Annotated in this window: 20 protein-coding genes and 1 pseudogene; 9 read left to right on the top strand and 12 right to left on the bottom strand. The window is 51.1% G+C overall.

The window, feature by feature from the left end:
• Positions 1-48 precede the first annotated feature (48 nt).
• The 3 genes from JOE45_RS22310 to JOE45_RS22300 form a co-directional block, all read right to left on the bottom strand.
• Positions 49-825, bottom strand: a complete 777-nt coding sequence (locus JOE45_RS22310; RefSeq protein WP_210022296.1) for an SDR family NAD(P)-dependent oxidoreductase — start codon at positions 823-825, stop codon at positions 49-51.
• A 134-nt stretch (positions 826-959) separates the two neighbouring features.
• Entirely contained in the window at positions 960-1,418 is a 459-nt protein-coding gene (locus JOE45_RS22305; protein ID WP_210022297.1) for a chemotaxis protein CheX, read from the bottom strand.
• Positions 1,419-1,559: 141 nt separating this feature from the next.
• Positions 1,560-2,024, bottom strand: a complete 465-nt coding sequence (locus JOE45_RS22300; protein WP_210022298.1) for an NUDIX hydrolase — start codon at positions 2,022-2,024, stop codon at positions 1,560-1,562.
• Between the two features lie 235 nt (positions 2,025-2,259).
• Between JOE45_RS22300 and JOE45_RS22295 the strand changes: the two genes are divergently transcribed.
• Positions 2,260-2,766 carry a metal-dependent hydrolase gene (locus JOE45_RS22295; protein ID WP_210022299.1) on the top strand — a complete coding sequence of 169 codons (507 nt, stop codon included), beginning with the start codon at positions 2,260-2,262 and terminating at the stop codon, positions 2,764-2,766.
• 112 nt (positions 2,767-2,878) lie between these two features.
• Here the strand turns inward: JOE45_RS22295 and JOE45_RS22290 are convergent, their stop codons facing one another.
• From JOE45_RS22290 to JOE45_RS22270, 5 genes are all read right to left on the bottom strand, one after another.
• Positions 2,879-3,898 carry an NADH:flavin oxidoreductase/NADH oxidase gene (locus JOE45_RS22290; RefSeq protein WP_210022300.1) on the bottom strand — a complete coding sequence of 340 codons (1,020 nt, stop codon included), beginning with the start codon at positions 3,896-3,898 and terminating at the stop codon, positions 2,879-2,881.
• Between the two features lie 79 nt (positions 3,899-3,977).
• Positions 3,978-4,367: a VOC family protein gene (locus JOE45_RS22285; RefSeq protein WP_210022301.1), complete on the bottom strand. Its 390-nt coding sequence runs from the start codon at positions 4,365-4,367 to the stop codon at positions 3,978-3,980.
• 22 nt (positions 4,368-4,389) lie between these two features.
• A complete protein-coding gene (locus JOE45_RS22280; protein ID WP_210022302.1) occupies positions 4,390-5,319 on the bottom strand; it encodes an LLM class flavin-dependent oxidoreductase in 930 nt (309 codons plus the stop codon).
• A gap of 217 nt (positions 5,320-5,536) precedes the next feature.
• Positions 5,537-6,514 (bottom strand): aldo/keto reductase, encoded by a 978-nt coding sequence (locus JOE45_RS22275; RefSeq protein ID WP_210022303.1) that lies wholly within the window; start codon positions 6,512-6,514, stop codon positions 5,537-5,539.
• A 62-nt stretch (positions 6,515-6,576) separates the two neighbouring features.
• A complete protein-coding gene (locus tag JOE45_RS22270) occupies positions 6,577-7,524 on the bottom strand; it encodes an acetylxylan esterase (RefSeq protein WP_210022304.1) in 948 nt (315 codons plus the stop codon).
• 266 nt (positions 7,525-7,790) lie between these two features.
• Between JOE45_RS22270 and JOE45_RS22265 the strand changes: the two are divergent.
• The 5 genes and pseudogenes from JOE45_RS22265 to JOE45_RS22245 form a co-directional block, all read left to right on the top strand.
• Positions 7,791-7,960, top strand: a pseudogene (locus tag JOE45_RS22265) (ATP-binding protein); the annotation flags it as partial.
• Positions 7,961-7,997: 37 nt separating this feature from the next.
• A complete protein-coding gene (locus tag JOE45_RS22260; RefSeq protein WP_210022305.1) occupies positions 7,998-8,792 on the top strand; it encodes an HAD-IIA family hydrolase in 795 nt (264 codons plus the stop codon).
• A 232-nt stretch (positions 8,793-9,024) separates the two neighbouring features.
• Positions 9,025-10,644 (top strand): MDR family MFS transporter, encoded by a 1,620-nt coding sequence (locus JOE45_RS22255; protein ID WP_210022306.1) that lies wholly within the window; start codon positions 9,025-9,027, stop codon positions 10,642-10,644.
• A gap of 304 nt (positions 10,645-10,948) precedes the next feature.
• Complete coding sequence (locus JOE45_RS22250) at positions 10,949-11,851, top strand: LysR family transcriptional regulator (protein ID WP_210022307.1); 903 nt, start codon at positions 10,949-10,951, stop codon at positions 11,849-11,851.
• 8 nt (positions 11,852-11,859) lie between these two features.
• Complete coding sequence (locus JOE45_RS22245) at positions 11,860-12,666, top strand: histidinol-phosphatase (RefSeq protein ID WP_210022308.1); 807 nt, start codon at positions 11,860-11,862, stop codon at positions 12,664-12,666.
• 147 nt (positions 12,667-12,813) lie between these two features.
• Here the strand turns inward: JOE45_RS22245 and JOE45_RS22240 are convergent, their stop codons facing one another.
• The 4 genes from JOE45_RS22240 to JOE45_RS22225 form a co-directional block, all read right to left on the bottom strand.
• Positions 12,814-13,260: a hypothetical protein gene (locus tag JOE45_RS22240; protein WP_210022309.1), complete on the bottom strand. Its 447-nt coding sequence runs from the start codon at positions 13,258-13,260 to the stop codon at positions 12,814-12,816.
• Positions 13,261-13,489: 229 nt separating this feature from the next.
• Positions 13,490-14,389, bottom strand: a complete 900-nt coding sequence (locus JOE45_RS22235) for a glycine betaine ABC transporter substrate-binding protein (RefSeq protein WP_461479656.1) — start codon at positions 14,387-14,389, stop codon at positions 13,490-13,492.
• Positions 14,390-14,409: 20 nt separating this feature from the next.
• Complete coding sequence (locus JOE45_RS22230) at positions 14,410-15,252, bottom strand: ABC transporter permease (protein WP_210022310.1); 843 nt, start codon at positions 15,250-15,252, stop codon at positions 14,410-14,412.
• Positions 15,242-16,450 (bottom strand): quaternary amine ABC transporter ATP-binding protein, encoded by a 1,209-nt coding sequence (locus JOE45_RS22225; RefSeq protein WP_210022311.1) that lies wholly within the window; start codon positions 16,448-16,450, stop codon positions 15,242-15,244. The genes JOE45_RS22230 and JOE45_RS22225 overlap by 11 nt, the downstream gene beginning before the upstream one ends.
• A gap of 277 nt (positions 16,451-16,727) precedes the next feature.
• Between JOE45_RS22225 and JOE45_RS22220 the strand changes: the two genes are divergently transcribed.
• The 3 genes from JOE45_RS22220 to JOE45_RS22210 all read left to right on the top strand — a co-directional run bounded on the left by JOE45_RS22220 (position 16,728) and on the right by JOE45_RS22210 (position 19,474).
• Positions 16,728-17,297 (top strand): GbsR/MarR family transcriptional regulator, encoded by a 570-nt coding sequence (locus JOE45_RS22220; protein WP_210022312.1) that lies wholly within the window; start codon positions 16,728-16,730, stop codon positions 17,295-17,297.
• 93 nt (positions 17,298-17,390) lie between these two features.
• Positions 17,391-18,569: a MalY/PatB family protein gene (locus tag JOE45_RS22215; protein ID WP_210022313.1), complete on the top strand. Its 1,179-nt coding sequence runs from the start codon at positions 17,391-17,393 to the stop codon at positions 18,567-18,569.
• A gap of 173 nt (positions 18,570-18,742) precedes the next feature.
• Positions 18,743-19,474 carry a hypothetical protein gene (locus tag JOE45_RS22210; protein WP_210022314.1) on the top strand — a complete coding sequence of 244 codons (732 nt, stop codon included), beginning with the start codon at positions 18,743-18,745 and terminating at the stop codon, positions 19,472-19,474.
• The last annotated feature ends 8 nt before the right edge of the window (positions 19,475-19,482 follow it).

Below are 19,482 nucleotides of genomic sequence, written 5' to 3'. Positions count from 1 at the left end.
CATATCAGATCCGCCTGTGCGGGCAGCTTTGCATCGCATGGCACCCGCTTATTTTTTATTCAAAAGCTTAAATGCGATCTGGTCGAACAACCGCGGGAACAGCTGGTACAGCTTCACTCCGAAAGCAGCCATGAACGGCATATTCACTTCCGGCGTTCGGCGTTCGATCGCTGCGAGCACTTTCATGACCACCTGCTCCGGCTTCAGCATGAACCATTTGATGTTATTCACGTAATGTCCGCTAGGGTCGGCCCGGTCAAAGAACGGTGTATCGATCGGTCCCGGGTTGATCGCGGTCAAATGTACGCCAGTGCCGACAAGCTCCTGCCGCAGACAGTTCGTGAAGCCCAGCACCGCGTGCTTCGAAGCGGAATACCCGCTTGATTTGGCTGATCCGATTTTGCCCGCCATCGAGGCAATGTTCACGATATGGCCGCTGCCTTGCTTCAGCATGTGCGGAAGCACAGCCTTCGTACAGCGGACAGTACCCATGTAATTGACGTCCATCATGCTCTCGATTTCGGACAAATCGGCATTGGTGAACGCCTCGAATACGCCGTATCCGGCATTATTGATCAGGATGTCGATACGTCCGTGTTCAGTCAGTACCCGCTCCATCGTCTCGGCAACCTGCTTCCCGGAAGTCACATCAAGCACATAAACACCGTACGGACCTTTTACTTTAACGGCCTCTTCCTTCAGCTTTTTCTCCGAACGCGCCATCAGAATCGGAACGGCTCCCCGTTCGGCCAGCGTCTGCGCCATCATGGCCCCGATTCCACTGGAAGCGCCGGTAATGACCACGATTTTACCTTCAAAATCCATCGACTGCTTCCCCCTTACTGCTATTCACTCAGAATAAAAGAAAAAAGCGAAAGCCATTCGCATGCCCTAAGGACCGGAATCAAGCCTTCGCTATCAGCTTACACGTAATTTAGCTATGATTTCAACTGCAATGATTAAGCAATCAGCACTTGGATGTCCAATTCACCGATCCCATCCATGATGAGTGGAATGGTGAGCGCTCTCTTCGCATCAAAGCCTGCCGCATTCGCGGATTGCACCAGCTTTGGTGGCGTAATATCTACACGGACCCCTTGATTGAACAGCATCGTGCTGGCATTGCCGCTGATCATGTTCCCGAGCTCTGATATGGCACTCTTGCTCATATCATCCATTTCGGTAATGAGATATCCCCCCATCATCGCGGAAACGACTTTCAACGCCACATCTTCTTGAAGCCCGAAGACGATGTCTCCCTCCATTTGTCCGGTCATACCAATTTGAATCCAGATATAATTCTCAACGAATTTCACGTCTTTGATGCCGAGCTGACCGGTGGACGGCCGGATATTGGCGACTTGCTCAATAACGATTCTAGCCGATTCCAAGAACGGATTGATGAGCTCTGCCTTCATAAGATAAATGGTCTCCTTTTTTCGACAATTTCCTTTGAAACGTAGGACTTTTTCGTTACTTCATTATACCTAATCTTGCATTATAAGTATAGGACTATATCTATTTTTGTGTGAAATTTCACAAATGGTAGATCCTAAGGCTTACGTTTCGTCTCCGGTACCCTCTTTCGTCCATCCATAGCTGTCATAAAAGATGTCGTCAAGCACATTACGAATCGCTTTACGCACGTGAGGGATTGTATCGTCCGGCAGTTTATCTAGTGGAAACCAGGCCATCTCGGAACATTTATCCGGCTCCTTGTTGACAGGTTCCCCTTCCCAGTGATTCACTGTAAGAAAGAAGTCGATCCACTCCCCCGTATCTGATAGTCGGTGCATAACGGAGGCTACCTCCACATCCCCCGCAGTGAGCTGTAAACCGCTCTCTTCCTCCGCTTCCCGTACCGCCGCGTGCTTAACCTCCTCGTTCCCGTCCAGCTTTCCCGCGACCAAACTGAACTTTCCGTCCGCATACCCCGTATTCGCCCGCCGCAGCATCAGAATGTTTCCATCACGTATGAATAACAAATAAACCGCACTGTTCACCTGAAACCATCGTTTGTTCATAAACTGCTGCCTCCACACCGATAGTCGTTGCTTTTACCCGATACAACTCAGCCTAACATCTACTTTCATATGCATTCCGTATGATACTTTACCTATCCTTCAGTGTATGATGAGTTTGCATCAACGGCCTGCCCAAAATCGTTTCAGCCCGAACCGTCCATATTTCTCCCATTCGTTCGAACTCTATTTGGTTCCCAAAATTCACTTCATGTCATACCTGAACGGGAGGATTTGTATGCTTCAAAAAACACATAGCGCAGCGGGACTTGTAGCCGCTGAGCTAGTGCTTGTGTCTCAAGGTGTGTCTTTTTGGTCTTGGGAAGCCGCCGGCGCGGTGCTGATCGGCTGCATGGCCGGTCCACTGGCGGACGTGGACAAGCAGGGATCGACGATGGCTAAGCTGCTGTTCCCTGTATCTGCGCTGCTGCGTCTTCTCCACGTTCGTCACCGGACAATGACGCATTCCATCGTTTTTATTCTGGCTTTGATGCTGCTCTCCCTACCTTTATCTCCATTATATCATGCAGTATTCATCGCCGCCTATTTGTCGCATCCGCTCATCGACTTGTTCAATGAGCAGGGTGTACAATTATTTTGGCCGCTGAAGGCGAAGGTCCGTCTGCTGCCCAAATTTATGGCTGTAGATACGGGCTCGACAAAAGAAACGGCAATCCGTTGGATGCTGCTGGGCGTGAGCTTATGGCTTCCGATTTCTACCCTCAGCATTCCCCGAATGTTATAGTACCGGGCAAGCGCCATGCCATGGGCTCCGATAGGGAGCCTAAACGTCTGCCCACTGAACGAATAAAGGCCTCAGCACTGGCTGCGGCCTTTTTCATTATTCCACTGACTCTTTAATATGCTGCTTCGTACTGCTTCGGAAGAACGGGTTGGCCGGATACGGCTTGAGCCGCGTGAATCGCCCAATATGGATCGCGCAGCATGCCGCGAGCCACCGCAATCAAATCTGCATCGTCATTAGCGACAGTCGCTTCCGCGAGCTTCGGATCATCCATAAGACCAACCGCAATAACGGGAACGTCCAGCGCATGCTTGAAGGCGCGCGCCATCGGAACTTGATACCCCGGATAATTTCCCGGCTTTCTTTCGCCTACTGGCCCTTCCCCGCCGCTCGTGACATGGAAAATATCCACACCCGCTTCTTTATACCTTTTGCCGATTTCGATGCTGTGGTCCAGGTCATAGCCCCCATCGATGTATTCCACCGCCGATATTCTCATGATGAGCGGCATGTTCTCGGGAACCACGCTCTTTATGGCCTGAATCACTTCCACACCAAATCTCGCCAGATCGCTGCCATATTCATCATTCCGGTTGTTAATAGCCGGAGAGTGGAACTGATGGATTAAATAACCGTGGGCGCCATGGATTTCGATCGTATCGACCCCCGCTTCGACGGCCCGTCTGGCGGCTTCCCGAAATTTAATGACCATTTCCTTCACTTCTGCCGTTGTGAGAGCTCTCGGCTTCTTGAAATCGGAGCTGACCGGAATGTCGGAAGGACCGACCGGGACGTCCGCATCCTCCGCTTTGCGGCCCGCGTGAGCGATTTGAATCCCGATTTTGGCATCATATTTATGCACCTCGGTAATAATTCGTCTGTAAGCAGGGATGTGGTCGTCAGACCATAATCCGAGGTCGTAATCCGTGATACGGCCATCCGGTTCTACATCCGTCATTTCCATAATGATGAGGCCTGCACCTCCAACCGCTCTGGAGACGTAATGAACAAAGTGCCAATCATTCGGTTCACCGTCTTTTGCTGTAACGGAGTATTGACACATCGGCGGCATGACGATCCTGTTTTTTAATTCCAAGCTCTTTAAGCTAAAAGGGGTTAATAACTTTGCCATACCTCATTGCTCCTTTGCACATTTGAATGATATGAAAATATGATCCTATTTGGATCCTATGTTGCCCTTTTATGACAGCTTACGATTCGGTCGAGATTTGCCAGCGTACGCCAAACCGATCCTCTACACGACCGAACATGGTTCCCCAGAACATCCGCTCGAACGGCATGATAACATTACCGCCTTCCGCTAGCCCTTCAAACGCGCTCCGCGCTTCGGCCTCTGCCCGGTATTCCAAAGTCAAATCCAGCCCGTTCCCGCGCTGAATCGGTTCTGAATCGGCCATAAAGAAAACATGGTCTGCCGCTCGCAAGACCAGATGCATCACTTTGTCCTTCATTTGCTCGCTCGCATTCGGCGAATCGGCAAAGGTCCGGACATCACCAATTTCACCTTTCAATGCCTTGGCATAAAACTCCGCCTGCTGCCTTGCATCTTCACTAAAAATGTACGGATACAGGTTGGCCATTGGATCATCCCTCGCTTTTCCATTATATGGTTACGATACGTGCCAACAACTCGTAGGACCGAAGCCTCTTTTGGTAATCGGGCACCATGGTGACAACAACGAACTCGTCCACACCATACATGCTCCTTAATTCCTCCAGCTTCGCTTTCACTTGCTCCGGAGTACCGACCAGCAGCTTGCGTTCGGAATCAGGACCCTCTTCTTCAGCAGGGTCCTCCGGTCTAAACCATGCTTTCGCCTTGATAGCCAGGCTTTTCGCCTCTTCTTCCGTGTCGGCGCAAACGATACCCACGGCCACGATCGCATGGGGCTCATCGGAAAGATGTGAAGGACGAAACTCCTGCCTGTAAGCGGCTAAAACCTCCATCCCATCCTTGTCGCTCATAAATTGTCCGAAGACATAGCCCGTCCCGAATTCGGCAGCATATGAGGCGCTTTTGTGGTTCGTACCGAGCATCCAGACCTCAGGGGGATGTGGAGGAATCGGCCGCGCCTTGACAGGTTGACCTTCCAACTGATAGCTGTTGGCCAACAAATGCGACAAAGCCTGTATCGTTTCCGGCAGAACCCTGACATTCTCCAAAAAATTACCGCTGAGTGCCATACTGACGTGCGCTGAACCGCCTGGGGCCCTCCCAATGCCCAAATCGATCCGTCCGGGATATAAGGAAGACAGCATATGATACGTTTCCGCCACCTTGATCGGCTTATAATGGGGCAGCAATACCGCTCCTGAACCAAGCCGAATCCGCTGTGTATGTGCTCCAATATGGGCCAATAGCACCTCCGGTGAAGTACAGGCGAGACCCTGCATGTCATGGTGCTCGGCAACCCAGTAACGGTGATAGCCCAGCTTTTCTGCCGTCCGCGCGAGCAATACCGCTTGCTCCAACGCTTGAACGGAGTCAGCTCCCTCAAGAACGGGGACAAGATCCAACACACTAAGCTTCATGAAATCAACTTCTCTCTATGTATTAATGCCATATGCGTGATCACGATGCTTAACCTTAATCATATCAAAACAGCCCTTAACTGGAAAACAATGTTTTGCGATTGGCCCATAGGATTAATCTGTATGACTAGAGACAGGTTTATACAAATTAGTAAAGACCCCGTGTCGATTCCGTTTGATAGCGGAGTATACACGAGGTCTTTACACTTCAAGCGGATTACGGCATTTTTCGGCCTCTGGAGCTCACATACAAAGAATACCACTCATCTCGGGTCATGCTCACCCTGAGCGCTTCGGCGCTCGCTTGAATGCGCTCAGGCCGGATGGTGCCCACTACAGGCTGGATGCCTGCCGGATGGCGCATCAGCCATGCCAGCACAATGGCTTCCGGCGCAGCTCCCTTCTGCTCCGCCAGCTCATGGACAAGAGCTGCAGTCTGACGGACGGATTCCGGTCGATCCTCCTGCTCCCGGCCGGTGAACATCCCCTTAGCCAATGGACTCCAAGCTTGAATTTGAATATGCTCCATCTGGCAAAATTCGAGCGTTCCTTCAGGAAACGATGCCGCGGCGCCCTCTTTTTGGTTCACCAGCACACCGGCCTCTATCCAATCCAGCTTAGCCAAGTTTAATTCCAATTGGTTCACAAGAAGCGGCGCATCCAGATACGACTGAAGAAACCGAATTTGCATTGAGCTCATGTTCGACACTCCAAAGCCCTTTACCTTACCGGCCTGCTTCAGCATTTCGAAAGCACCGGCCACTTCTTCCGGTTCCATTAGAGGGTCCGGTCTATGCAGCAGCAGGATGTCGAGCGAATCGACGCCAAGCCTGCTCAAGATGCCATCCACGCTTGAGAGAATATACTCCTCGGAAAAATCGTATCTCGCAGGTCGACCCGGGCCTTCATCAAACCGAATGCCGCACTTGGATTGAAGCACGATTTGCTTCCGAAGCTCCGGACGTTCCCGAAGCACCTGACCGAATACCTGCTCCGCTTTACCGTAAGCATAAATATCAGCATGATCAAACATGGTGATTCCTGAGGAGAGAGCCGTTTCTACCGCAGCGTGTGCCTGCTTCAGATCGTCCGCAGTGACCGGATTCCGGTTCCACCCTCCGCCAAAGCCCATACAACCCAGCACCAGACGGCTAGCCGGAATGCCTCGCTTTTGCAATGGAATAGTTGTCTTCATACTTTCGTGTCCTCCTTATACTCCATCCGATTTCAACTTTGCTTCATTAATATATTCGCGAGTCAAAACGATTTACGTATAAACTCTATCCTTCTGCGGAAATGGTCCCCGCTCACATGATGCCCGTTAAACGGAAGCACTTGCAGCTCCTTAGGTACGGAAATGCGATTGTATACGGCGTAAATCGTCTCCGGCATGCAGATCGTATCCTTCAAGCCGACCGACATGAACACAGGCACCTGCAGCCGGTTGCACAGATGGAGCATGTCGAAGTAGCTCAGTGTGTGCAGCACCTGCTCCAGCCTCTCGGGATGCCTGGACACGAAAGCTGCCGCTTCCGAGAGGGAGCCCGTCGAGTTCATCATGCCATAATCCATGTGGCACATGTTCGGAATATCGGCAATCACCTTCGCTGGAATACCGCTTAAGGCACCGGAGATCAAAGCCAGTCCCCCGCCTTGACTCCCGCCGACAACCGTAATTTGCTTGGTATCGACCTCCGGCTGCCCGGCCGCCCATTCTACCGCTTTGAGCGCGTCGACGGTGATGGCGCGATAATAACATTGCTCCGGGTCGAGCAGCCCTTGCGTGATCCATCCTTTGCTCATGCCGAAGTGCTGGGGCAGCGCGTTGCCCGTCTCCCCAGCCTGTCCTCGAACGTCGATCGCGAATACCGCATACCCCATCAGCAGCCATTTGGCGTAGCTTTCCGGGTATTCCTTGCTGCCTTGATATCCGTGAAAATAAACGATACAGGGCAGCGCTTCCGCATCCGCAAAAGACGGAAGCAGAAACCATCCGTGGATCGACGTTTCATCGTACCCCGCGTACACCACCTTGTAAGTCCGGTAATATTCGGACAAAGAATCGGCCGGTTCACGCTGGTCGTTCAACGGTCTGCGACTCGCCTCTTCCAGAGTCCGCTTCCAGAACGCATCCAAATCATCCGGAGCCGGAGAGTGGACGATGTAGCTTTCCAATTCGCTAATCCTCTTATCGATAAAATGCATACAAGCTCCGTCCTTTTTCTCGGCCCAATAAACCGCCGTTTTTCACTCTAAAAGGATGGTATCGAAAGGGGTTTGGGCTGTCAACCGTCAATTCACGCGCACATTACAGTCTAAGCCCGGCTATGGATTAAGAATGATTTAAGATTTTAGCCAATGGTCTCTTAAGATTTAACGGGTACAATGAAACATGTTATGATGATGTCGGCGTAATGCCTAGACAACTCTGGGATATAAGGAGGCCGCTAAACCATGGCCCAGCACGGCTGCTGTTCGACCGTTTCTACCGCGTCGACAAGGCCCGCACCTCCGAAACCGGGGCTCCGGCTTGGGCCTTGCGATCGCCCGAAACATCGTCGAATCCCACGAGGGAAGCATTTGGGCCGAATCGGCGGACGGCAGCATTCATTTTTATGTCAAGCTGAAGCTGGAAGCTTAATTAAGGAACAGCTACATTAATTCGTAGGAGGATCAGAATGCCTGGATTTTTACTGGATTTGGACGGAACGCTGTACAATGGAGACAGGCCCATACCGTACGCCGCGGAGTTTATAAGCTGGCTGCGAGAACGAGGCTACCCGTATTTATACGTAACTAACAATTCGTCCCGGTCTCCGGAGCAGGTAGCCTCGCATTTGGCGGCAACGGGCATTGACGCGTCCCCAAGCGAAGTGTTGACTTCATCCCAAGCGTCGGCAATGTATATGAAGGATGCCGGGCTCGACAGAGGTTCGGTGATGTGCATCGGAGAGACAGGGCTGCGGGAGGCTCTAACAGAGGCGGGCTTCAGGCTGGTTGGAGAGGAAGAAGCGGAACACGGTGTGGCCGCCGTAGTCCAGGGAATTGACCGAACATTCAGCTACGAGAAGCTGCTTAAGGCCGTGCGTTATATCCGGGCCGGGGCGCAGTATGTGCTGACCAACCCCGATCACCTGCTTCCGTGGAACGGCGAGCTTACGCCTGGTGCGGGCTCGATTGCGGCTTCGATAGAACGCGCAAGCGAGAAACCGCCTGTCATCATCGGCAAGCCCTCACCGATCATTATGCGCTATGCCGTGGCCAAGCTTGGGCTGCCTCCCCAGGAGATTTGGGCGGTCGGCGACAATATGAACACCGACATCCGCGGGGGCGCAGATGCGAATTGCCGTACCGCTCTGGTGCTTACGGGGCTTGCGAATGAATCGAATGTAGAGGAGCAAATCGCAAAAGCCGGTGTCCGGCCGGAGCTCGTTTGCCGACATCTTATGGAGCTCGCGGAGCGGCTAGGGTAAGCATGTTATTCGTTTAGTCTCATATTATATCGCGTTTGAAAGCCCGCATTTGCAAATACCAACAATCCCTTTCCCGGAAGGGGTTGTTTTTATTTCCATTTGACGATTGAGGTAGCTGGTGTTAGGATTTTGTTTAATTATTAAATTATTTATTACTAAATTAATTTTAACGTTCTATAACATCACAGATCAGATCATATTCAGCAACAATAAAGACAACAGGAGGAACAATATGCAGCAAACCATACATCTCAATCCATTGGAGGATAAATCGATAGCCGGCCGCAGTCTTCTGATCACAGGCTTGATCATCGCCATGCTGTTCGCAGCTTTGGAAAGCACAATCGTCGGAACGGCCATGCCGCGGATCGTCGGAGAGCTCGGAGGCTTCAGCTTGATGACCTGGTTGACGACGGCTTATATGCTCACATCAACCACTGTCGTCCCGATTGCCGGGAAGCTGGCCGACCTGCTTGGCCGTAGAGCGGTATATGTAACAGGTTTAATGATATTCATGCTGGGTTCCATGCTTTGCGGACTATCCCAAACCATGGAGCAGTTGATTTGGTTCCGTGCACTGCAAGGCATCGGAGGCGGTATCATGATGCCGATGGCCATGATTATTATCGGTGATATGTTTAGCGGGAAGCAGCGGGCCAAATGGCAGGGCATCTTCGGAGGAATTTTTGGCCTTGCCTCCGTCCTTGGTCCGCAGGTCGGCGGATGGATCGTCGATTCAATGAACTGGCACTGGATCTTTTTTATTAACTTGCCTGTCGGCATTATAGCAACGATTTTTATTTCGATGGGGCTCCGGGGTCAGCCGGCTCAAGGACCCGTCAAATTCGATGTGCCGGGCATGATTACGATGATCGTCGGTGTCGTCACACTCCTGCTGGCACTTACATTCGGGGGCAAGGAATACGCTTGGACATCCTGGCAGATCATCGGGATGTTCGTCGTTTCCGCCGTGTCCTTATTCGCTTTCGTACGGATAGAATCGAAAACAAGCGAGCCCATCCTACCGGTTCGTCTATTTAAAAACAGAACCTTCACCGTGATCAACTCCATCGGGTTTCTGATGAGCGTGGGCATGTTCGGAGCGATTATGTTCGTGCCTCTGTTCATGCAAGGTATAGTAGGAATCAGCGCTACGGACTCCGGTACTGTCATGACTCCGCTGATGCTCACGATGATCGCAGCAAGCATTATCGGCGGACAGCTAGTGTACAAAATTGGCGTGAAAACACAGCTGATTACCGGGATGGTGGTGATGGCCGCAGGCTTCCTGCTGCTTACGACGATGAATATGGATACGACCAAGCTGACCGCCAGCGGGATCATGATGGTGCTCGGTCTCGGAATGGGTCTGGTTATGCCCCTGCTGACGCTAACGCTGCAGGAAACCTTCCCGAAATCGGAGCTTGGAGTGGTTACGTCTTCCAGCCAATTTTTCCGACAAATCGGCGGAACGTTCGGTATGACGATTCTCGGCGTTGTGATGAACAGCCGATCGGATGAGCTGCTGTCATCGCAATTGGTACCCAAACTGAAGCAGCTTCCTGAGCAAACGGCGGGCATAGCGGATCAAATCATCGGAACGATTCACACCAACCCGCAGGGCTTGTATTCGGCGCTATTGAATCCTGAGACGCTGGCCCAGTTCCCGAAAGCGCTGGTCGATCAAATGATACCGATCGTCAAAAGCGCATTGGTCGAATCGCTCCAGTCCGTGTTCTGGTTCGGACTCGCTTTTGTCCTTCTCGGCGCCTTCTTAACGCTGTTCCTCGGCAAAATCAAATTAGAAAGCCACAGCATGAAGGCCAAAGCTGCGGAAACAAACGCAGAGTAATTATACGTACGGCAAGTACACGACAAAAAGGCGTTTCAATCCCTTTGAGGTATAGGGAACGCCTTTTTGTGTAATTTGCTGACGCAACCTTCCGTGAGTGCTCCTGACAAGGCGCTGCCGAACGGATTCAAAAAATTTATTTTAAAAATGGGACTGCCGGCTTGGTTTGCCCTATTCCGACAAGTATCATATAATGGTAGTAGTTGAGAAACGAGATTTATGCACTTTTCACAATTGATAAAAATTAGTTATTCTGCGCAAAATATTTCCGCGCAGGTTCACACTTGGGAGAGGAGGAATTACCGTGAACCTCAACCAATTGGAAACGCTTATTACGATTTCCAAAACAATGAGCTTCCGTAAAGCAGGCGAGCTTTTGAATTTGACACAGCCTGCGGTGTCGGCGCAAATCAAGAGCCTCGAAGACGAGTTCAAAACAGTCCTTATCGACCGGAATCAGCCGGTAACCTTGACCGACGGCGGCAAGGTATTCCTGGATCATGCCGAGATGATATTGCAGACGGTGGAAGATTTGAAACAGCGGCTCGCCGATTTGAACCAAACGCCCCAGGGACACATTCACCTCGGAACGACGACGTCCATTGCCATTCAAATTTTACCAAGGGTTCTATCCTATTTTCAAAACCAATTTCCCCTGATCAAAACGACGATTCATTCCATGACGACATCGCAGATTATGCAAAGCGTGGATAACGGAACGATCGACATCGGCATTACGTATTTGTTCGACAAACATCCGGCGCTGGAAAGCTCCGTGTTGTATTACGACACGTTCGAGCTCGTTGTGTCCCCCGACCACCCGCTAGCCCAATACAGGCACGTCCCGATCGAAAGGCTGCATGAGCTGCCGCTCATTATGCTATCACCCGAAACAGCCGGACGGCGGTTCGTAGATCAGATTCTCAAGCAGCTTCATATCGTTCCTCAGGTCGTGATGGAGCTCTCCAGCAGCGAAGAAGTGAAACGGATGGTGGAACTTAATCTGGGAGCAGCCATCATTTCCAAACTTTCGATTCAAAGCGAGCTTCGGCTCGGCACACTGAAGATGATAAACGTCAACGAGCTGGAAATCAGCCACCCGGTCGGCGTGGTTTACAAATCCGGACGTTACTTGAGCTCGGCGCTTCATCAGTTCTTATTGGATCTCAAAGGTATGGAGGAAATTCAATTTATCGGATCGGAGTGACGAGAAACATGAAATTCGATTTGCATACCCATCATGAACGCTGCGGGCATGCCGTCGGCACGATCCGCGATTATGTCGAAGCAGGCATCTCCCACGGCCTTCAGGTCATTGGGATTTCCGATCATTCGCCTTACTTTGCAAGTAAGGCGGACCGGGAGCAGCCGGGTATCGCGATGGCGAAGAGTGAGTTTAAGCGTTATGCAGACGAAGTCCTCAAGCTGAAAGAAGAGTACCGGGGACGCATCGATGTGCTCCTCGGGGTGGAGTCGGACTTTTTTCCGGAGCACGCAGATGTATACCGAAAGGTGTATGAGCAGTATCCGCTCGATTACATCATCGGCTCGGTCCATTTGTCAGGCGGAGTAAGCATCTTCAACAAAAGGCGCTGGAACGGGCTGACCGACCGGCAGAAGGTTGAGCAAAAAGAGCTGTATTACGACCTGATCGAACAATCCGCGCGCAGCGGCATGTTTCAGATTCTCGGCCACATTGACGCGATGCGAGGGTTCTACCCTGCGTTCTCGGACATCCAAACGGATGCGGTCGACCGAACCTTGAAAGCCATCGGCGAAGTCGGCATCGCCATCGAGATCAATACTTCCGGCAAAACGAAGGATTGCGGCGGCTGGTATCCGATCGATCCGATTCTGGAGCGGGCGCTGCATTACGGGGTGAAGGTCACCTTCGGGTCGGATGCCCATGTGCCCGGCCGAGTGGGTGACGATTGGGACGAAGTCGCCGCACGGCTTAAGGACATCGGCTTCCGTGAGTGGGTATACTTCAAAGAGAAGCAAATGCAGAAAGTTCCTTTATAGGCTATCCATAGCGGATGTTCAGGGTTATCCTGACGATCCGTTTTTTTGTTTTAACATGACAATCCGGTTAGCCCGCAGCGTACGGACTAACCGGATTTAACCAAACGGCTTGTAACCGAGAAGGCTCATCTGGTTTATCTTTCTTTTTTACCGCGGCTGCTTAAGGCGCGCGTCCTTCTTACGTTTAGGGGTAGGTTTGCCGCGCAGAGCGGCCATCTTTACGTTCGCCGTCCCCAAGCCGCCAAAACTACCCATCAGTTTAAAAATCGGACCCATTTGCCTCATGATGGTGAACAGCTTCTGCATTTTACCCATCGTGGACAATATGCCATCCAATCCCCCGACCCGGTTGAACATGGAGAGAAAGCCCCCTTCGGATCCCAACGCTCTTGCTGCATCCGCCGCACCTGCGCCTTCCGCACCACCTGGAGTACCAAAAGCTCCTCCACCGCCGAACGGGCTGAACAACCCTTTTACCTCCGCCGTATTCATGTGGGGACGGCCTACACCGCTGGAGTGGGTGCGTTTAGGTTTAGAGCCCTGCGCCGAACGCTGGACGGTTTTACGGACTTGCGCTTGTTTTGTCTTCTTCATGCACATTCCCTGCCCTCATAACGTATTGGCTTGCTCCGACTTGTCTACTTGTTGTAGATTATGTGAATACGCCCTATCTGGCTTGGGTAATTGAACCGCAATCGTCAAAATGGGTAAGATACCCGCTGTCATGTCTTTATCGTTTCTCATGTCCATACAGCGCAAAAAAAGAAGCCAGCCCCATATCATCCGGAGCTTGCTTCCCGAAATCGTGAGTCTGGCTTCCAGCCTATTCTGTTTTTTTCAAATCTTCAATCGAGTTGATATCCATATACTGCGGCACAACTAGACCGATCTTGGTCCCGTTCAAATTCGGACCGAGGTCCTCTAATTTATCCTTAAACTTGTCGAAGTAGTCCTTGTGCGTAGTCGGCAGCCAAGCGGCAACGATAGCGTCCGCATCGCCTCCAGCTACGCCAGCCCACATCGGCCCGGCTTCAACCTGCAGCAGATCGACCTTGTATCCCAGTCTCGCCTCCAGCACCTGCTTTACGACATTCGTACTGGCAATTTCGGAATCCCAAGCCACGTAAGCAAGCTTGAGCGACTTGCCTTCCTCTTTAGGCAGATCCTTCACCCATTCGTCAGCTTTGGCAGCATTGTCATTCAACCAAGCGGCTGCGGCTTCCTCAGGCTTTTTGCCTTCCTGTACATCTACCATCACCTTCGCCATGTCGTCCGGTGTCCACTCAAAACGGTCCAGCATAGCGTAAGCAGATGGGTGCTCATCCTTCAGCCCGTTTCTGACAATCGTATGGATCTGCTCATCGCCACCATATACATTTTTCGGGTCTTCAAGATATTTCAGATCATATTTAGCGAACATCCAGTGCGGCGTCCAACCCGTTACAATAATCGGCTTTTGGTCTTTGTACGCTTTCTCAAGTGCGGCCGTCATGGCTGCCCCGGAGCCCTCCATCAGTTTCCAGTCCGTGAGGCCGTACTCCTCCATTGCTTTACTCGTGGCCTGCATCAAGCCTGCTCCAGGATCAATCCCGATGATTTCATATTTGACCTGATCTCCTACAGAGACCGAAGCCGAGCCGGAGTCGGAAGCTGTACCAGAATCCTTTTGTCCGCATCCGGCGGCCAGCACCGATATTCCCAATACGCAAGCAGCCATGATCATCAAATTACGAGTTCTCTTTTTCAATGTTTACCCTCTCCCTTTTTCTTTTTGACTATATTTTGAGTTAAGCGATCCAAAAGGATCGCCAAAATCACAACGGCAATTCCTGCTTCAAAGCCTTCGCCTATCTTGAGCTGAGTCACCGCACGATAGACGTCTGCGCCGATTCCTTGAGCCCCGATCATCGATGCAATGACGACCATGGACAAAGACAACATGATGGTTTGGTTTATGCCCGCCATCAATGTAGGCATGGCCAGTGGGAGCTGTACCTTCCAAAGCTTCTGGCCGGGTGTCGAACCGAACGAATCGGCGGCCTCTACCAGATCGAACGGAACCTGGCGGATACCGAGGTTCGTCAGCCGGATCGTAGGCGGCACCGCAAAAATGACCGAGGCAATAACACCCGGCACTACTCCCAGGCCAAAAAAGAAAACCGCAGGAATCAAATAGACGAACGCAGGCATGGTCTGCATAAAGTCCAGAAGCGGCGTAACTGTATTCTGCACCGAGTTATTCCTCGCGCACCAAATACCCAGCGGCAGCCCCACGACGACCGAAACCAGCGCGCTGGTCATGACGAGCGCCAGCGTGTCCATCGTGTGATCCCAGAATCCCAGGTTTTCGACTAACAGCAATCCGATAAGAGAGAACAGTCCCAGCATCCAGCCTGCGGAACGGTAAGCCCAGAAAGCTACCAATAGAATAAAGACGATAGCCGGCGGAAAATGAAACACCCAGGAGAAGGCGTCCACCGTTCCACCGATGATCGCGGAGATCAAATCAAAGAAAAATTCAAAGGTAGATCCGAGCCAGTCAACAAAACGCTCTATAGCGGGAGCAATTGGCAGCTTAGGCACCATCTTCGCTCACCGCCTTTCGTACTCGGTCGTGATTTCCTGCCAAAGCTCCAAGCACGGCGCCGCGGATGATCACGCCAAGCAGTCTGCCGCTTTCCGAGGTAACGGCTACCGGTACGCGACTGACACTGACAAGCTCGAATAAGTCATTCAGCAGTGTATCCCCAGTCACCGTCGGCACTTCACGGATGATAATGTCGTCTAGCCCTTTGTTTTCCTTAATCGCCCGGGCTGCATCCTCCGCTGTCAGTACGCCGATCAAACGCTTGGCGTTGTCAACGACAAACAGGTTTGAAATCCCGTTCTCCCGCATGAGCTCCAGAGCCACCCTTGGACCGCCGCGATCATAGACCATGGTCTCGGGTCTACGCATCACATGCGATGCCGTTAGCACGCGGGATAAGTCCACGTCCTCGATAAACCGCTCCACGTATTCGTTAGCAGGCGATATCATAATTTCCTCTGGCGTACCGATCTGCACGATCGAACCGTCTTTCATTAGAGCAATGCGGTCTCCGATCCGCAGGGCTTCATTCAAATCATGCGTAATGAAAACGATTGTTTTCTTCAGCTTTTCCTGCAGCTCCCGCAGCTCTTCCTGCATGTCCTTGCGAATCAGAGGATCCAGCGCGCTGAACGCTTCGTCCATCAGCAGCACCTGCGGTGAGTTGGCCAGCGCTCTGGCTAATCCTACGCGCTGCTGCATTCCCCCGCTAAGCTGGTCGGGATAACTGTTCTCCCATTCCTCAAGGCCGACCAAAGCCAGAGCTTCCCGCGCTTTCTCTCTGCGAATTTTGGCGGGAATCTTCTGTACCTCAAGACCGAATTCCACATTCTGTGCAATCGTTCGGTGCGGGAACAGTGCGAATTTCTGAAACACCATGCTCATCGAAGTTCTCCGGAACTCCCGCAGCCTGTCCTCCGACATCTCAACGATATTTTCGCCTTGAAAAGATATGCTTCCCCCGGTCGGTTCAATCAGTCGGTTTAATAGTCTGATCAACGTGGATTTACCGCTGCCGGATAACCCCATGATGACGAAAATCTCCCCTTCTTTTACTGTAAAACTGGCGCGGTTCACGCCGACGGTCAGCTTCGTTTCGGTAAAAATACGTTTTTTGCTCCAGCCTTGCTCAAGGAGGCTCAACGCCTTTTCCGGCTGCTGCCCAAATATTTTAATCAGGTCCTTTACTTCAATCAACCCGTATCACCCCAATCTAAGATGTGTTTAAGTTTACAGGTTTTGGGGTAATAGGGTCAAAAGCCAAATAAGTTCGTTACGTACGTACAGAAAAAACTTTACAAACGTATCGTACAGAATACTCCTCATTCCTCCTAATTCCTGCCTATGTGACTTCTTTACTTTCAAAACCAAGTCCAATACAATGTAAATATTCCATTAAGGGCGTGTCGGCGTCTGCCGGTCCGCAGTTTATGAACAGCATATGCAGCCGGCTTCGTCCGGAGGAGGCACAACGATGAACAACTGGGTTGGCATGTCGGAGGAACAAGTCGGCATCATTCAAAAAGCCCGTAAACGCGTGATTGAATCGATCGGTAAAAATATGGACTTATACGGAGTTACGTTATCGTCCGGGCATTTATACGGTATGATGTTTTTTCAGGACAAGCCCATGACGCTCGATGAAATGGGCGAAGGCATGGGGATGAGCAAGACAAGCATGAGCACGGGTGTACGCACGCTCACGGATCTGAAGATGGTTCATAAGGTATGGGAACCGGGGACACGCAAAGATCTGTACGAAGTGGAACCCGACTGGTACCAGACCTTTGCGGATTACTTCGCCATTAAGTGGAGGAAACAAACGGAAATGAACCTTCAAGCGGTGCGCAAGTCACTTAGCGAACTGCAGCGGTTGAAGGAAGCGCACCAAGACATTGAAGAGCTGCATAAGATCGTCAACACGGATATCGAAAAGCTGCAGGAGGCCATCCGCTACTACATGTGGCTGGGGCGATTGATCGATTCCTTTGAGAACGGGGATATTTTCTCGTTAGTTCCTAAGGAAGAAACGGATAAACCATAATGCGGGGGGGGCCGGTTGCGGCTCCTTTTTCCTGTTCAAGCGCAATTTATGATAGAATAGGTGGATACTATTCGTTCTAATGAGGTGATGCTTGTGAAATACGATTTTGACCGTGTGATCGATCGACGCAATACGAATTCCTACAAATGGGATCAATCCCACAAGCTGTTCGGAGATCATGACATTCTTCCCCTTTGGGTAGCCGACATGGATTTTGAAAGCCCGCCAGCCGTTCGGCAAGCGCTTGAAGCCCGGGCTGCACAAGGCGTTTACGGATATTCGATCAAAAACGAGGCTTATGTAGACTCTATTGTCCACTGGTTTCAACGTCGGCATGGCTGGACGATTGAGCGAGAATGGCTGAGCGATGTACCCAGCGTCGTCACTACTCTTAGCATTGCGGTAGATTTGTTCAGCGAGCCCGGAGGTTCCGTTATTCTTCAGTCTCCGGTCTACTACCCTTTTTACGATGTCATTCGAATGAATGGCCGCGAGGTAGCCAAAAACCCGTTGGTTATCCGTAACGGCAGGTACGAAATGGATTATGCCCATCTGGAGGAATTAATGGCGGGCGGGGCCAAGCTGATGCTGCTGTGCAGCCCGCATAACCCGGGCGGACGCGTCTGGGAGCGCGAGGAGCTGCTTCGTCTTGGGGAGCTGTGTTTGAAGCACGGGGTTACCGTCATTTCAGATGAAATTCATTGCGATCTCGCACTGCCTGGACACCGGCATATTCCGTTTGCCTCTCTATCGGAGGAACTCGCACAAATCACCTTGACCGCGCTCGCGCCAACGAAGACGTTCAATCTTCCGGGTGTCCAGTCCTCTTTCATTGTCACCGCCAACGCGGCAATGAAACGAAAATTCGATTACCGGGTCAAAACGCTCAGCTTGCATATGACGAATTTCTTCACTCATGAGGCTGTAATGGCCGCTTATAACGAAGGAGAAGCATGGCTCGATCAATTGATCGAATACACGGCAGGCAATGTGGATTACGCCATAGCTTATTTGGCGGAGCATCTGCCCGAAGTGAAGCCGATGCGTCCTGACGGGACCTACCTGCTGTGGATGGACTGCCGAGGCCTGGGCCTCGACATTAAAGGTCTCAAATCACTCATGTTCGAGAAAGCCCGCGTCGCCTTCAGCGAAGGCTCCGTCTTCGGCACGGAAGCGGAAGGCTGGCTGCGCATCAACTTGGCCTGCCCGAGATCGCTCCTGGAGGAAGCGCTGAAGCGCTTTTGCGATGCTGCTTCAGGCCGGACCCAATAAGCCCCTGCCTAAGCCAAATAGCCCTTCATTCCGGATACTGTTTCCGTGAATGGAGGGCTTTCTTATGTCTTCGTTTTGTGAAAAATGACACACCCTTTTCCATTATCAATTATTGTATAATAAATCGAATGTAAGATAGACAAGTAAGAAGAAGACATCAGGAGAGTGACAGAATGAATCCAAATGTGGATTACAACGGTTATGCGAAAAATACCAGTCAACCGGTGATTGACCGGTCTACGGACTTCAATCGTTATTCGAACGTGGACAGCTTGGGGTACGTCATCGATCCGACTAAACCCGCTTTCAACAGCAGCGAGCACGCTTATGGTATGATGGGTAATTCTGGCGGGTATGAGCTTGACGAGGATTGGGAGTTATCCGAGGGAGCCGGCAAAATCCTTCAAATCTTATTTACACCGCTCGCATTGGTGCTGCTGCCGGCAATCTCAATGCTTTTCCTTGAATTTATCGTTGAAACCTTGTTTGAACCGCTTTTCAGTTTTTTCTATTACCCGGCCTTCATACTGCTTATTGCATTAACGGCAGCCATACCCAACTTAAACTTTCTTATTAAAATAGAGTCTTCCGTAGAAAGAATGTCTCGTTTGAAAATCAGAAAATGGCTCCTCGTCGCGCTAAACTACATTTGCGGATATATAGTTTCGTATTCCTTGTTAAACCCGCATATTAACAATATGATTCAAAGTATATGGGACGCCATAAAGGAAACCACCAAACAATCCATAATAGGCTCCATATTGGCAGTACTGTTCATCTCGTTATTGTATGCTCTGCGGTTTATCATTCCGCTCTTTGTCGTACCAGCCATTCAGTTCTTCGTCTGGAAAGGGTTTAGAAAGAAATTGCTGTCGATGAAAATCCAAGGCATTGTTGGAAAATAGTGAATTAT

Source organism: Paenibacillus sp. PvR098 (assembly GCF_017833255.1).
Taxonomy (GTDB): domain Bacteria; phylum Bacillota; class Bacilli; order Paenibacillales; family NBRC-103111; genus Paenibacillus_G.
Note: the sequence above shows the minus strand (reverse complement) of the source record. Positions and strands in the feature narration are given on the sequence as shown.

What these genes read in the sequence shown, in the direction of transcription:
- JOE45_RS22310 (WP_210022296.1), bottom strand. Translation starts at nt 825, where the DNA reads ATGGATTTTGAAGGTAAAATCGTGGTCATTACCGGCGCTTCCAGTGGA.
- JOE45_RS22305 (WP_210022297.1), bottom strand. Translation starts at nt 1,418, where the DNA reads ATGAAGGCAGAGCTCATCAATCCGTTCTTGGAATCGGCTAGAATCGTT.
- JOE45_RS22300 (WP_210022298.1), bottom strand. Translation starts at nt 2,024, where the DNA reads ATGAACAAACGATGGTTTCAGGTGAACAGTGCGGTTTATTTGTTATTC.
- JOE45_RS22295 (WP_210022299.1), top strand. Translation starts at nt 2,260, where the DNA reads ATGCTTCAAAAAACACATAGCGCAGCGGGACTTGTAGCCGCTGAGCTA.
- JOE45_RS22290 (WP_210022300.1), bottom strand. Translation starts at nt 3,898, where the DNA reads ATGGCAAAGTTATTAACCCCTTTTAGCTTAAAGAGCTTGGAATTAAAA.
- JOE45_RS22285 (WP_210022301.1), bottom strand. Translation starts at nt 4,367, where the DNA reads ATGGCCAACCTGTATCCGTACATTTTTAGTGAAGATGCAAGGCAGCAG.
- JOE45_RS22280 (WP_210022302.1), bottom strand. Translation starts at nt 5,319, where the DNA reads ATGAAGCTTAGTGTGTTGGATCTTGTCCCCGTTCTTGAGGGAGCTGAC.
- JOE45_RS22275 (WP_210022303.1), bottom strand. Translation starts at nt 6,514, where the DNA reads ATGAAGACAACTATTCCATTGCAAAAGCGAGGCATTCCGGCTAGCCGT.
- JOE45_RS22270 (WP_210022304.1), bottom strand. Translation starts at nt 7,524, where the DNA reads ATGCATTTTATCGATAAGAGGATTAGCGAATTGGAAAGCTACATCGTC.
- JOE45_RS22260 (WP_210022305.1), top strand. Translation starts at nt 7,998, where the DNA reads ATGCCTGGATTTTTACTGGATTTGGACGGAACGCTGTACAATGGAGAC.
- JOE45_RS22255 (WP_210022306.1), top strand. Translation starts at nt 9,025, where the DNA reads ATGCAGCAAACCATACATCTCAATCCATTGGAGGATAAATCGATAGCC.
- JOE45_RS22245 (WP_210022308.1), top strand. Translation starts at nt 11,860, where the DNA reads ATGAAATTCGATTTGCATACCCATCATGAACGCTGCGGGCATGCCGTC.
- JOE45_RS22240 (WP_210022309.1), bottom strand. Translation starts at nt 13,260, where the DNA reads ATGAAGAAGACAAAACAAGCGCAAGTCCGTAAAACCGTCCAGCGTTCG.
- JOE45_RS22235 (WP_461479656.1), bottom strand. Translation starts at nt 14,389, where the DNA reads ATGATCATGGCTGCTTGCGTATTGGGAATATCGGTGCTGGCCGCCGGA.
- JOE45_RS22230 (WP_210022310.1), bottom strand. Translation starts at nt 15,252, where the DNA reads ATGGTGCCTAAGCTGCCAATTGCTCCCGCTATAGAGCGTTTTGTTGAC.
- JOE45_RS22220 (WP_210022312.1), top strand. Translation starts at nt 16,728, where the DNA reads ATGAACAACTGGGTTGGCATGTCGGAGGAACAAGTCGGCATCATTCAA.
- JOE45_RS22210 (WP_210022314.1), top strand. Translation starts at nt 18,743, where the DNA reads ATGAATCCAAATGTGGATTACAACGGTTATGCGAAAAATACCAGTCAA.